This is a genomic window from Flavobacterium cupriresistens, from assembly GCF_020911925.1.
Taxonomy (GTDB): domain Bacteria; phylum Bacteroidota; class Bacteroidia; order Flavobacteriales; family Flavobacteriaceae; genus Flavobacterium; species Flavobacterium cupriresistens.
In genome coordinates this window covers 5,482,673-5,496,941 of sequence record NZ_CP087134.1, presented here as the reverse complement: position 1 = coordinate 5,496,941, position 14,269 = coordinate 5,482,673, and the positions used below count along the sequence as shown (strand labels likewise).

Genomic DNA, 14,269 nt, shown 5'->3' with positions numbered 1-14,269 from the left:
TAAACGGAATAGTAAATTGCTAATAACATTGAACAATGGTCAGAAGATATAACCAAATTATCGCTATACTAATGCTGTTTATTGCAAACTTTATGTATGGGCAGCAAGATCCGCAATACACACAATATATGTACAATACATTGAGTGTGAACTCTGCGTATGCAGGATCTGCGGGGCATTTGACAATTACAGGGATCTACAGAACGCAGTGGGTCGGGCTGGAAGGAGCTCCGAACACGCAATCCTTTACACTGGATTCTCCCGTCGGGAAAAATGTCGGACTGGGATTATCAATCGTAAATGATGAAATAGGTCCGTCAGAAGAACAATACGTTGATTTGAATTTCTCTTATTCAATAAAAGCATCCGATACCTACAAGCTTTCCTTTGGGGTAAAAGGGGGAGGAAGAGTAATTAATATTGACTGGTCTAAAGGTTCTTTTAAAGATAATGACGTTCAATTTCAGCAAAACATTCAGAATAAGTTTTTGCCTGTTGTTGGTGCCGGGATTTATCTGCACAGCGAAAAAAGTTATTTAGGATTATCGGTACCTAATTTTCTAACAGACGAACGCTACGATGAGGTTCAGGAAGGTTTGGCAGACGAGCGCATGCATTTGTTTTTAATAGGAGGATGGGTTTTTGACCTTAGCCCGAGTGTCAAATTCAAACCTGCTTTTTTAACCAAGTATGTGTCGGGTGCACCAGTGATTGTAGATTTATCGGCCAATTTTATGTTTAATGATAAATTTAGATTGGGAGCCTCTTATCGTACAGGAGATTCCTTTAGTGCATTGGCAGGTTTCCAGATTACACCTCAGTTTTTAATTGGATATACCTATGATTATACGACTACTGAACTGCAGAAATTTTCGTCGGGAAGTCATGAGATCATGTTGCGCTTTGAGTTAAAATCAAAAGAGAAAGGACTAAAATCGCCAAGATTTTTTTAAACTAAAGAGTTATGAAAAAAATAATTACGCTAATCGGATTATTTATAGTGATGGCCGGCTTTTCGCAGACCAAAAACAAAACTGCTGATGCTCTTTTTGATAAAATGTGGTATTTAGAAGCCGCCAAAGCTTATGAATACGCCATAAAAGGAGGCGATCGTTCTATGGAAACCCTTCAAAGGGCAGGAGATTCGTATTATTTTAATACCGATATGCAGCAGGCAAACGAAAAATACCAATTGCTGATCGCGGAATATCCGAATGAGGTTTCGGCAGAATATCTTTTTCGTTACGCCCAGACTTTAGAAGGAATTCAAAATTATGAATTGGCTAAAAAGTGGTTGAAGAATTTCAGTAAAAAAGCAGAAGCATCAGATGCCAGAAAGCAAAATTTCTCGCTGCAGGAAAATACAATCGAAAAAATTATGAATCTCGAACCCCAGTTCACCCTTCAAAATTTAGCGATTAATTCTTCTTATTCTGATTTTGGACCTATGTTTTACAAAGGTCAGCTTATTTATGCTACATCTATAGATTCCTCTTATGCGGCCACAAGAAGATATGCCTGGAACGATCAGCCGTTTTTAAGTCTTCAGTTGGGGAAAATTAGTCCGTCGCAATCTGATGTGAGCCATGTCAGAAGATTTTCAAATGCACTTTATAGTAAATATCATGAAGCCTGTGTTGCTTTTTCGCCCGACGAAAACACCATTTATTTCACCCGAAATAATTACAATGGAAAACTCGGAAGAGATGGAAAAGGCAGGAATAATCTAAAACTATATTCTGCTACAGCGGTGACCAAAGATGACAAAACGAGCTGGGAAAACATACAGGAACTTCCTTTTAACAGTGATGAATATTCAGTTGGACAGCCGAGTGTAAGCAAGGACGGAAAGCAACTTTATTTTGTGTCAGATATGCCCGGAACAATTGGTTCTACAGATATTTTTGTAGTAGATATTTTGGGAGATAATAAATTTTCGCAACCCAAAAATGTAGGCGATAAAATCAACACCAGAGGACGTGAAATGTTTCCGTTTATTACAGATAAAACCTTGTATTTTGCCAGCGATGGACATTTAGGCTTAGGCGGACTTGATGTTTTTGAAAGTCCAATAAAAGACGGTCTTTTTGAAAAGCCGGTTAATCTTGGAGCACCCTTAAACAGCAATCTGGACGATTTTGCTTATATCGTTAACGAAGAAACTAATTTGGGTTTTGTGTCTTCCAACAGAAAATCCGGTAAAGGCGATGATGATATCTATTCTTTCGAAAGAACACCTATTTGTAAGCAGCAGATTAAAGGGTTTGTTTTTAATGAAATTACAAAAGGAAAAATTGCAAATGCAACCGTGACTTTATATGCGGCCAATGGAGAAAAGTTGGAAGAAACTACTTCAGGGGAATTAGGTGAATATCAATTTAAAACTCCGGTAGCCTGCAGCACCAGTTATAAAATTGAAGCGTCCAAACAAGGATTTACGCCACTTGTACTCCCGGTTTTAACACAAGGCACTTCCGGAGAAACGGTGGTGGATTTAGGAATAAAATCACCTCTGATTGTTAAAGAAGACGGTATCTTAAAAATAAAAATCGGGATTATTTTCTTTGACTTAGACAAATCCAATATCAGAAACGATGCCGCCATCGAATTAAACAAAGTCGTTTTATTAATGAATGAATATCCGGAAATGGTCATTAAAATCGAATCCCACACCGATTCCAGAGCCAGAGACAATTATAACCTTATACTGTCAGACAAAAGAGCAAAATCCTCAAGAGATTATATCATTTCGCAAGGCATAACCGCTGAACGAATAGAAAGCGCCATTGGTTACGGTGAAACAAAACTAATCAACAATTGCAAAAATGGCGTTCCTTGTACAGAAGAACAACATCAGCAAAATAGACGTTCTGAGTTTATTATAATTAAGATGTAGTTTGCGAAATGTGAGATGTGAAATGTGATTTGTAATCTGTTAGCTGTTGAGTTTTCCTTGTCATTTCGAGGTACGAGAAATCACACAAGGTGGCTCCGTTTCCATTTTCCCCAATTTTGTCATACTGAGGAACGAAGTATCTTCACAAGTAATTCCGTAAAGTGAAGCTCAGCACTATCGATTCAGCAAACGTAGATCCTTCGTTCCTCAGGATGACAAACTGAATGTCTTTCTGTTGTGGAGTTCCTTGTGTGATTTCTCGACTTCGCTCGAAATGACAAACTGAATGTCTTTCTGTTGTGGAGGTCCTTGTGCGATTTCTCGACTTCGCTCGAAATGACATAGTTTGTGGTGAAGTACCCTCAGTTTATAGAATTTACTTCATAAAGTTTCTCCGTTTTTCCGAATTTAAATCTGACAGGTTTCAAAAACCTGTCAGATTTGGGTTTTAGTTATATAATTAAAGTCAAGGCTAACTCCGCTCAGAGTGACAAAATGTATAGAATATCGCCTGCTAAAATACCCCGTTCCGTTTATTGATCCACACTTTGGAATTTGGAATCTAAAAAATTGGAATTTTAAGAGATATCTCGTTAGTACAAATAAAAAAAGAGACTATTTCACTTGCGAAATAGTCTCTTAAATGAGGATATGATTTTCTTTATTTAATTTCCGTTATAAACTCGCTTTTAGGAGTTCTCACTTTTTTCATATTAACCAACCAGTCATTCGCTTCATCTCTGTAACCAAGCGTTAGTATTACGGCACTTTTAAGACCAAGTTCATTTAGACCTAAGAGTTTATCAACTTCTGCAGGAACAAAACCTTCCATTGGTGTTGCGTCTACTTCTTGTTCTGCAGCAGCAGCAAGTGCTATACCGAAAGAAATATAAGCTTGTCTTGCAGCGTGATTGGCATGCCATTCCTGACCAAGTGGCTCATACATTCCCCAAAGTGAATTTTTGTAATCGTCCATAGTATTGGCAGGCAATCCTCTTTCGGCAAGTGTTCTGTCAAATACAGTTGAGATTTTTTCTAGTGAATAACCGTCCCAGGCTGCGAAAACCAATACGTGAGAAGCGTCTGTAATCTGGCTTTGATCGAAAGCTACTGCTCTTAATTTTTCTTTTACTTCTTTATTAGAAATTACAAAAATCTGGTACGGTTGTATCCCGGATGAGGATGGAGCTAGTTTTGCCGCTTCCAGGATGTAATCGATTTTTTCTTGTGGGACAACTTGTCCGTTCATTTTTTTAGTAGCATAACGCCACTCGAGTGCTTTTATTAAGTCCATATTCTTGATGTTAAATTTAAATTGTATTCAAATGTAAAAACTTTAAATGTATTTTTGTCATTCGATTACCAAAAGTAACCGTAACATTGAGGTAACTAACTGACATTTCATGATAAAAGAGCCCGAACACGATCTGAAAAAATGCAATCAACATATTATGGCAGTGCACGATGCCATGTATATTCTGAACGGAAGATGGAAAATTTCGATTATTGCATCCTTATGTTTTAATACTTTACGATTCACAGATTTACTTAGAGAAGTAGAAGGAATTTCGGGTAAGATGTTAAGCAGGGAATTAAAAAATCTGGAAGAAAATCAATTAGTAACTCGCACGGTTCTTGATACGAAACCAATCACCGTCGAATATAAACTAACGGATTATGGCCACACCTTAAAAGAAGTTATTGACTCTTTGGCAAAGTGGGGACATAATCACAGAAAAAAAATAACAGGAAAAGAATACGCTTAACCCTTTAATACTGATGCTCTTTGAAAGAAACTCTGACTGGCCAGTTTTTGTTCCGCTTCCTCAATGGCTTTCAAGAGATTATTTTGGTTATCTGAAATCTCTGTCAGTACATTTCGAATAAGATTCCAGACAGGTTGCATTTTTACGACAAGCTCTTTGCCTTTGGAGGTAAGTACAATTAATCGTTTTCTTTCATCGAGTTTGTCTTTTTTAGAGCTGATAATTTTTAGCTTTTCCAATTCTTTCAATAAACTTATAGTCGACGGATGGGTGTAGCCAATTTCGTTTGCAATTTCTACTACGCTTAACATTTCTTTTATATGTAAAGTATAAATGACAGGAAACCATTTGGGTTCAAAATCAATATCAAATGATTTGTAAACCAAAGCACCATCCTTTCGCAGCTGTTCGCTCAGTCGTTGTAGTCTGGTTGATAAGGCTAAAACACCTATTTCGTCTATTATATTCATTTTATTTGATTTAGTTGCAGCTGACGGAATACATTGTCGGCTTGCATTAATGGAAAATCATGCGGCAGTGCTTCTTTTTCTATTGCAATAAAATTATTTCTTTCATAAAATCGCAAAGCGGCCTGTAAAATAGAAACAGTTCCCAAATATAAGTTACTTAATCCGTTTTCTTTGCTGTATGTGATTAGTTGTTCTAATAACTGCTGGGCAATATTGTATTCTTTACCTCTGTATTCTTTTAAAACAAACATTTTTCTGACGGCAGCATTTTCTTCATTAAATTTTACCAAGGCAATGGTGCCCACTAGTTTTTCGTCAATAAAAGCGCCAAGGAAACAACCGCCTGATTCGTAATAAAAATTCTTAATGTTTAATAAATCCGGCTGATCTTCTAAAGTAATGGCGACATTAAATTCGTTTTGTTGAATGTTTAAAATCAAATTTATGATTTCTCTTTCGTATTCGTTTTGGATAGGTTTGATCTGCATTTTTATAAGTATTAAATATAGGTACAAAACTACGTAGTTGAATACATATATCCAAATAAAAAAACTGAAAATCGTATGGATTGGATTTTCAGTTCATTGTAATAGTCAAAATTTAGTATAAAAATTTAGTTATTGGTTTACTAAATAAACAGTCCTTTATTTTCCGATTTTGTAAATCGACGCATTTGAACCATCCGTAACGGCATATAAAGCCCCGTCTTTTCCTTCTAAAACATCTCTGAATCGGCTTTTGTAGGTTGTAAGCAAACGTTCTTCACCGACCACAACATTATCTTTAAGTACTAATCTCACGACATGCTGACCACTTAAAGCGGCTACAAATAAATTATTTGCCCATTCATTAATTTGATTGCCTGAGTAAAAAGTAATTCCACTTGGCGAAATTACAGGATCCCAATAATAAACCGGCTGTTCCAAACCACTTTTGGTTGTAATTCCTTGACCAATAGGGCTACCACTATATTCAAGTCCATAACTGATTGTTGGCCAACCATAGTTTTTGCTTGCTGTGATTTTATTGATTTCATCACCTCCCAGCGGACCTAATTCAGCCTCCCACAGCTCTCCCGTAACCGGATGAATGGCTAATCCCTGAACATTTCGATGTCCGTATGAATAAATCTCCGGTAATACACCTGTTTGTCCAATAAAAGGATTTCCGGTTGCCGCCGCTCCGTTTTTGGTAATGCGAACTATTTTTCCAAGAGCCGCATCTAATTTTTGAGCCAATGGTCTCGACTGTATATCGGAGCGTTCTCCGGTACTCACAAAAAGATTGCCTTGTTTGTCCCAAGCAAGACGCGAACCATAATGAAGGGTACTGTTAAATTCCGGAATAGCTTTGTAGATTACTACTGCATTTTCAATTTTTGTTTCGTCGGCAGAAAGTTTTCCTTTTGCTACTGCAGTTGCCGTACCATTCGTTCCGGTTTGCGAAAAACTCCAATAAACCATTCTGTTAGTAGCGAAGTCAGGATCTACAGCAACGTCCAGTAAACCACCTTGTCCGCTACTGTTTACGGCTGGAATTCCGGTAATAGTTCCGCCCACTGTTCCTGCCTGAGTTACAATTCGCATAGTACCATTTTTTTGCGTGACCAAAATTCTTCCGTCAGGTAAGTTTTCCATTCCCCAAGGGTTGGTTAAACCTGTTGCAAAAACTTTAACGATGTATTCTGTTTTGGTTTTTACACCTCCAATTCTGGTTTGTCCTTTAAAGGCCGGGTTGTATTTGGAGTTTGCCGGATTCGTTTCTACAGGTGGCAAGGTTGCTGTTGCTTCTTCTTCTTTTTCGTCGGTTGTATTTGATTTGTCATTGTTGCAGGATACTTGCAAAAGCGCGATCAATACAACGGAAAAACACAAGAAAACAGGCCTGTTTTTTAGAAAATGTCTTTTCATAAATATCATTTTTTAAGGTTAGAATTGGGTCTCATTAAATGTAACAATTTTGGAATTATTTTGTCGCTGAAAGAATTACATAATTCCCATGTCTTGAAAAATAATAAGTTACGAGCTTTTAGAGCTTTTACAAGATTTAATTTACCGGACTAACCTCAGCGAATTTTTAGGATTTTCAAGTTTAATTTGGAAGTTTTAATTGTGCTCATTTTTTTCAATTCTCGGTAGTTTTTAGACATCGGATTTTAGTATCAAATAAATCTAACAAAATTAGCCTAAAAGTGAATTTTTGAAACAATTTTTCATTTCTCAGATGGTCACGTAAAGTATATCTTTGGTTGTTACACGAAGAAAAAAGAACAATTATAAAAAAGGAATTATGATAGTTTTAGGGGACAAAGAACATTACAAAGGAATTGGCCAGATTAAGTATGAAGGAAAGGATTCTGATAATCCGCTAGCTTTCAGATATTACAATCCGGAGCAAATTGTTGCGGGGAAAACGATGCGGGAACATTTTAAATTCGCGATTTCGTATTGGCATAGCTTTGGCGGAAACGGGTCGGACTTATTTGGACAAGGCACTCATCATTTTGCGTGGAATGAAGCAAGAGAGCCGATCAGAGCGGCAAAAATCAGAGCCGATGCGGCATTTGAATTTATAAGTAAAATGGGGTTTGATTATTTTTGTTTTCATGACTTTGACCTGGTTCAGGAGGGAGAAAATCTGGGACAATCTGAAGTGCGGTTGGCAACGATGACTTCGTACTTGAACGAAAAAAAAGCAGGATCGGAAATTAAGGTGCTTTGGGGGACAGCAAATTGTTTTTCGAATGCCCGTTATATGAATGGAGCCGCAACCAATCCTGATTTTAAGATAGTGGCCAGAGCTGCCGCACAGGTAAAATTAGCTATAGATGCTACTATTGCTTTAGGTGGGGAAAATTATGCTTTTTGGGGTGGAAGAGAAGGCTATATGTCTTTACTGAACACCGATATGAAACGCGAATTGGATCATATGGGACAATTTCTGATTCAAGCACGGGATTATGCAAGAGCGCAAGGTTTTAAAGGAAATTTTTTGCTGGAACCTAAGCCTATGGAGCCTTTGAAACACCAATATGATTTTGATTGTGCTACTACAATTGGTTTTTTACGTCAATATGGTTTGGAGAAAGATTTCAAAATAAATATTGAGGTCAACCATGCCACACTGGCGCAGCATACGTTTCAACATGAACTTGAAGTGGCGGCTCAATCCGGAATGTTAGGAAGTATTGATGCCAACAGAGGTGATTACCAAAACGGCTGGGATACCGCTCAATTTCCAAATAATATACAAGAGGTTACAGAAGCGATGTTGGTTTTTCTAAAAGCAGGTGGTCTTCAGGGTGGCGGAGTGAATTTTGATGCTAAAATAAGAAGGAATTCCACCGATATGGAAGATATTTTCTTAGCTCATATTGGAGGTGTGGATACTTTCGCAAGAGCTTTATTGACTGCAGATAAAATTATAACTTCATCCCCATATGATAGTTTAAGAAAGCAACGGTACAATTCTTTTGATTCGGGGAAGGGAAAAGAGTTTGAAGAAGGCAAATTAAATTTTACCGATTTATATCACATTGCGAAAGAAAATGATCCAATCGAATTGCAAAGCGGAAAACAAGAACTTTTTGAGAATATTATTAATCGCTATATATAATCTGACGTTTTGAAAAAAAGAAAGACGACTCTCAAGACGTCTTTCTTTTGCTGCTTTTTGTAAGTCATTTTATATTTAATTCAAGTTGCGGGTTAATTATTCTTTTTTAACCTGTTACTATTTGAATGGACTCCAGCTTTAGTTCAATGTGATTAAGTTAAGATATTTTTTTCACGCAGATTTTGGAGATTCAGCGGATTTTTTATATTTCAATCCGCTAAAAAATCTGCGTGAGACTTTTTTTGACAATCCTAATAACTTGTTTCATTTTGGAGATAAGAGAATTGGCAACTTGAATTATTTAGTATTGCTATTGAAAATTTCACACTATTTCATATCTGAAAAAAAGCTTACTTCTCCTTTTGCCGTTATTTGAAGCACCGAATTTTTTCCGTCTTTAGAAACCTCAACAAAGTAGTTATCAGTATCTGCAAATTTCTTATCATACCACAATAGATTAGAGTCATTACTTTCATTATCATTATAAAAAGACACTTGCTTTTTAGTATACTCTTTGTATTTATCGTTTATTATTTTTAATGCTTTTGCCGGTAAATCTGTAATGTTTTTAGCGGTCATGGTTCCTACCAGTTTTGAGTTTGCGTCGTAAAAAGCAGTACTAGCGGCTCCGTCTTTTGTGAAGCTGGCTTCATCATAATAATCGGAGCGTTTCCATTTTGCAGCGGTAGTATTTCCAAAATCGGATTTAAACTGATCTCTGGTAGTACTACTTACATCCTGTCCTTCTAATTTGCGAAGTTCTTTTCTTAGATCCTGTTTTTCTTTTTTCGCATTTGGATCGTTTTTATCTACTGCTTTTAGTTCACTCTTTATTTGTGTTTCTTCTGCTGTCTGAGCTTGTGAAACCGAAACATGTACCATTATGGCAACTAACAATACAATTATTTTTTTCATAATTTTAAAATTTAGTTTTTGTTAATGACTTAAATTCTGGAATATGTACTTATAAATAATTTGCCTGTTTATGTGTTGCAGGCGCTTGTTTTTTATTCGTTACTGGCTTTATTGAAAAAAAAATGAAAATCAGGTAATTCGTAATTTGCTGTCTGTTTTTTTTGTGCATTTAATGTTATGTATACGTGTCAAATAACATTCTTTGGTATTAGCTTAAAAGAGGTATAGTAAAATTATATCTTTAAAATGAAGATTGCATTAAAAAGAGTCAATTACTTTCTTAATTATTGAAAAAAAAATTAGATTTAACTATTTGATTATGCGTATTATATGTGTGTGTTTTTTAAAAAACCTTTTTTTAATTGTTACTTCTAAATCTGTACTTCTCCCATGTTAAAATCAATTGCATGCAACGCTTTATTGTTATTTTGTTTGGTAAAGACATTTGACAAATTTAAAACAGCTTTGAATGGCAGTCTGATTACTTTTTTTTCTTCATTTTTTTCAGGTAATCACTTTTTGCTGCAGGATATTTAGCAAAAGTCAGCGCAAAGCTAAAATCTCCAAATTTAGAGTTGTTTATAGTATCTCTTGAGTAAGGAGCAATTGTACTGAAAATATGACAGTCGAAGCACGTCTTGGTGGATTGTACGTAGGTTTCCATTGTTGAATTGGCTATTACCGTACCTGCACCACTAAGCATTGTTGATCTATTTATATTTCTTGGTACCCGAATTGGAACAGTAGGATCAGGCTGAATACTCTGCGACCATATTACATCAATTAACTCATAATATTGCCAAACCGAATTGGGATAAAATTTCTTGATTTTTCGTTGCATCAGAGCATTAATAGGGGCGGCATTATTTTTATCAATACTGTTTACGCGAACGGTTTGTATGGGTACCGGACCTGCCTGATTCAGATAATAAAGAGGAGGGGTATTAGGAATACAGGGTACAATTACGAGTGAATCTCCATTTGGAGTACGAATTTTGACCTCGCGGTCTTTACATTTGGGATTGTAAAAATTGTAGCCGTCTGGAGGAGCAGATGCGGTATTTAAATTGTCCCTGTCAGGGACATTGTCTATGTGCTCAAACGTAGCCCATACCCATGTAGGCTGATTTTGTGTTTTATGCAGTATGTGCAATCCCACGAGTGCCACAACTGTCCTTCTTAGCCTTCTTGTAATCGGATCTAATACAATGGCTTTAGATAATTTATATCTTTTCCATTTCGATAATTCCGGCTTCACTACTTCCATCCATGCTGCTTTTAATTCGATGGCACCAACGATTCCGTTGTATTCCCCTTGCGGAAAATTAATGGGTAGATTCCGTTTTATAGTGTCATGTTGTACTTTGGCATTGTAAAATCCTTTCTCTACAATAAAGTCATAGTAGTCTTTGTTTAGCATAATTTCATACCACAAATTAGTGAAGTTTTGTGCTCCCAGCCAGCTTGGCTTTCCAACAGGTGATGCCTGATCGGGGGTGAAAGTGATTGCGGCACCGTTTTCTTCAATTTTATTGACAAATGTCAACAGTTTTGTATCTGTTTTATTGAAAAGAAGTTTTTGTGTTTTGAACATGCGGCTGTATTCGTCAGATACCATAGTTCCCCATGCAGGTGGTCTTGAACCGTCGTCTTTAAACATTACTTCTCTGTGCATATAAGTTTCCCATTGCACAAAAGAATAATCATGTGGTGTACCAAAATCAGAAGACGGATTTGTAGGCCAGTTCAAAGAAATAAATTGCTGCCATGCAAAGCAATCGGCTAAGATCTGATGATTAAAAGTGAATAAATCGCCGGGTACTATATTATGAAAGGTTATAGGGAGAATATAGCTTGTTGAGTCGGTAGCATAACAATTGCAGGTATTGGTCTTGGTTGGAATAATAGCGGTATAAGAGGAGTCGGAGTTTCCAAGTTCTGCTTTTGTACTAATAGCGGCAAGTGGGATTATTACCACTCCCAGCCATAATATCTTTTTAGAAAGTATCGTTTTTATATTCATTGTTTCCAGGGTTTAAAAGAAAATAAAAGGGAAAACAGCAAGATTCGAATTGGATTCCTGCTTAATAGTTTTCCCTAATAACCGTAAATTAGTGTATTAGCCAATAGTAATTTTAACCGCTATACTGCCAATATTATCAACAAAACCGGCTCCGTAAGTGCCGTTTAGATCATCATTAATGCACAATTCCAATTCTCCCTGAAGATTATCAGGAACAGTAGTTCCCATACCAACAGGAAATAGGGTACTGCCTACTCGTCCTATTAAAGAACCATCATTTTGTCCCGGCAGGGTATAACCGTCTTGAGCGGCTCTAAAGTTTGGAGTTCCTGAAGCGTCGTACAATTGCCCGTTATTATCATCCGGATTTGATGTCCAGAGTCCGCTGTGGTACGCAATTTTTACCGGAGTTCCCGGAATCACTGTTACTCCCATATTTTGCCATTTCACATTGGCTTCTACTCTTCTGGGGGTGACTGTAAGCATTGCGAGCATTGCCTTACTTTGATTTTGACCGACATTGGTAACAAAAATACCGTGTGATCCTGACGCAGCATTTGCGCCTACGTTTACAGTAACGAATAAAGCCGTATAACTGCCGGGCATACTGTTTCCAGGCACGGCATAGTCGATGTTGACGCTGACAGAAGTAACCTCTGCTGTAATGTTAGCATCAGTAAAAGTTATTCTTGGAAAAGTGGAACGATTACCGGGTCTTGCAGTACAGGAATCACAGATCAATACCATGGGTACCCGGTTTGCCGAGTTAGAAATGGCTGGCGGAATAAACGTACTGTTACTTAATAACGGAATAGGATTATTAACAGGATTAGGAACTTTATATTCATACATAGCCAAAAAGTAGTCCTGATGAAAAAGTTGTAAGGGCTGGGCAAAAGTATTGGCCTCGTCCGGTGTACCTACGGCATTATAGCCTCTGGGAGCCACAGGACTGTCAAAAGAGCTGGCAACAATTTGTACTTGAAAAGTAGCCGCCACCTGTGATCCCCATAAAATAGGTTCCTTACCTATGGTTATATCACTAATTGTATAATTTTTTCGATCCGCCTCGGTAATTTCAAATACAGCGTGAAGTATAAAATTACCCGGTAAACGATTGCCGTATTGATCTGTTAGATCTCTGTATCCTCGCGTAATTTTCCAAAATTTAGAGGCTTCATCGTGATCGGGAGTTTCATAATTTCCAAAGTTAGGCATTTGAATGTACAATCCCGGAGGATCCGTAATGGTTGCTACTTGTGGTATGTTGTTGCTAAGTAGGCCAGTAACAACATTATTTACATTGCCGCCAATGGCAGGATCGCTGTTACGGTTTTTTTGTCCATATTGTGCGAAACATAATAAATCGTTGTAGGATCTTGGTGGCCACCTGGTGTCACCTGTAGCCGGATTATTGCGTTGTACCGTTGCGGCAGTAGCCAATCCGATTTCGGTCTGTAACGTATTTGGGGTACTGGTTAAATGCATGGCACCACCTGATGATCTGGTAGATGTAGTACCAACGTTCCATTTATTTAACGGATTGTAAACCGGGCCGCCTGTAATAGGATTTGCAGCACCTCTTAAGCTTAAGTCGGCAAGGGTAATTTCGGGTTTGCCCAGTGTTGATCGATACAGTTCCACTACTTTATTGTGGTCAATTAGCCACAGACTGTTCCAGTATTCCGGATTTTCGCAGGTAAAGTCAATTCGAATAATTTTGTTCAGTTCGTTTCTTGTAACAGCCCATTCACAATATTCATCCTGCCAGCCTCTCGGCCCATAAGGAAAATAGGGAATAGTTTCGGTTGGTATACCACAGGGATTGTTTTTGATATGTGACGGCATTATACCTGTATCTGCAATTTCATTTAATTTAAATTGTGGAACATTTGGAAAATTAAAAGCCAATCTTCCGGGGAAGGCAGACCATGCCATAGGAAATATTCTACCTCGTGGATTGTTTTCTATGGGATTGTAATAATTGGTTGTACTTGGTGCATTTGTCACATTCCAGGGATTGTTTAACATACCTTGTTGTGTAAAATCATTCAGGTTTGAACTCCATAAAGTATTCAACGCTATCTGTTTTGCACGATCACCTTGAAAATCCTGTATTGCAGCCGGTGTTCTGAATTGAAAATCAACAGCTGAATTATTGATTATAGCAATGTCATCCTGTTCGTTTGTGTCTTTTGTTTCCATAATATTAGTTTTTTGATTGGTCTTACTCGTATGGCTTTTCAGTACTCGCCCCGTTTTTTAAAGTGGGTTCAGGACTCCACATTATTCCTTCGTAATCTGGATTGTGTGGCAGATAAAATGGTATTGCGATAAAGTAAAAGAGGGGTGTAAAAAGAATGGAGCGTGTAGGATAGAGTTTGGACGAGTAAAATTAGAAACAATAGCTGTAAGAAATTAGCGTAGAAATACCTGTTTTAAGTATTTGGTAACCAGAGAATTGTTGTGATTTTTAATCTGGAATTTTTGTTAAAAAGAAAGCCCGTCTTACAATTTGTAAAACGGGCTTTAGAAAAAATTTTGAACTGTATTAGGAATCGCTAACGCATCTGATTGTTGCGTT

11 protein-coding genes are annotated in these 14,269 nt (G+C 37.2%); 4 read left to right on the top strand and 7 right to left on the bottom strand.

Annotated features, from left to right (window positions below; translation table 11 throughout):
- Positions 1 to 35 precede the first annotated feature (35 nt).
- Positions 36 to 953: a PorP/SprF family type IX secretion system membrane protein gene (locus LNP23_RS21780; RefSeq protein WP_230002866.1), complete on the top strand. Its 918-nt coding sequence runs from the start codon at positions 36 to 38 to the stop codon at positions 951 to 953.
- Between the two features lie 11 nt (positions 954 to 964).
- Positions 965 to 2,896, top strand: coding sequence for an OmpA family protein (locus LNP23_RS21775; protein ID WP_230002865.1), 1,932 nt, complete (start codon positions 965 to 967; stop codon positions 2,894 to 2,896).
- Between the two features lie 661 nt (positions 2,897 to 3,557).
- Here LNP23_RS21775 and LNP23_RS21770 read toward each other — a convergent pair.
- Positions 3,558 to 4,190, bottom strand: a complete 633-nt coding sequence (locus LNP23_RS21770; protein ID WP_047778675.1) for an NAD(P)H-dependent oxidoreductase — start codon at positions 4,188 to 4,190, stop codon at positions 3,558 to 3,560.
- 109 nt (positions 4,191 to 4,299) lie between these two features.
- On the opposite strand from LNP23_RS21770, the gene LNP23_RS21765 reads away from it, so the two are divergent.
- The gene (locus LNP23_RS21765; RefSeq protein ID WP_047778676.1) at positions 4,300 to 4,662 is read left to right on the top strand and encodes a winged helix-turn-helix transcriptional regulator; all 363 of its coding nucleotides are present in this window, start codon (positions 4,300 to 4,302) and stop codon (positions 4,660 to 4,662) included.
- On the opposite strand, the gene LNP23_RS21760 is transcribed toward LNP23_RS21765, so the two are convergent.
- The 3 genes from LNP23_RS21760 to LNP23_RS21750 form a co-directional block, all read right to left on the bottom strand.
- The gene (locus LNP23_RS21760) at positions 4,659 to 5,132 is read right to left on the bottom strand and encodes a MarR family winged helix-turn-helix transcriptional regulator (protein ID WP_230002864.1); all 474 of its coding nucleotides are present in this window, start codon (positions 5,130 to 5,132) and stop codon (positions 4,659 to 4,661) included. The two genes, LNP23_RS21765 and LNP23_RS21760, sit on opposite strands and share 4 nt — an antisense overlap.
- A complete protein-coding gene (locus LNP23_RS21755; protein WP_205625367.1) occupies positions 5,129 to 5,620 on the bottom strand; it encodes a GNAT family N-acetyltransferase in 492 nt (163 codons plus the stop codon). Before LNP23_RS21755 ends, LNP23_RS21760 begins: the two co-directional genes overlap by 4 nt.
- A 156-nt stretch (positions 5,621 to 5,776) precedes the next feature.
- Positions 5,777 to 7,042 carry a PQQ-dependent sugar dehydrogenase gene (locus tag LNP23_RS21750; RefSeq protein WP_230002863.1) on the bottom strand — a complete coding sequence of 422 codons (1,266 nt, stop codon included), beginning with the start codon at positions 7,040 to 7,042 and terminating at the stop codon, positions 5,777 to 5,779.
- Between the two features lie 379 nt (positions 7,043 to 7,421).
- On the opposite strand from LNP23_RS21750, the gene xylA reads away from it, so the two are divergent.
- Positions 7,422 to 8,747 carry a xylose isomerase gene (gene xylA / locus LNP23_RS21745; protein ID WP_047778744.1) on the top strand — a complete coding sequence of 442 codons (1,326 nt, stop codon included), beginning with the start codon at positions 7,422 to 7,424 and terminating at the stop codon, positions 8,745 to 8,747.
- A 327-nt stretch (positions 8,748 to 9,074) separates the two neighbouring features.
- Here xylA and LNP23_RS21740 read toward each other — a convergent pair whose 3' ends face one another.
- The 3 genes from LNP23_RS21740 to LNP23_RS21730 form a co-directional block, all read right to left on the bottom strand.
- Positions 9,075 to 9,662, bottom strand: coding sequence for a hypothetical protein (locus LNP23_RS21740; protein WP_230002862.1), 588 nt, complete (start codon positions 9,660 to 9,662; stop codon positions 9,075 to 9,077).
- A gap of 481 nt (positions 9,663 to 10,143) precedes the next feature.
- The gene (locus LNP23_RS21735; protein WP_230002861.1) at positions 10,144 to 11,685 is read right to left on the bottom strand and encodes a hypothetical protein; all 1,542 of its coding nucleotides are present in this window, start codon (positions 11,683 to 11,685) and stop codon (positions 10,144 to 10,146) included.
- Positions 11,686 to 11,781: 96 nt separating this feature from the next.
- Entirely contained in the window at positions 11,782 to 13,890 is a 2,109-nt protein-coding gene (locus tag LNP23_RS21730) for a hypothetical protein (RefSeq protein ID WP_230002860.1), read from the bottom strand.
- Positions 13,891 to 14,269: the final 379 nt, after the last annotated feature.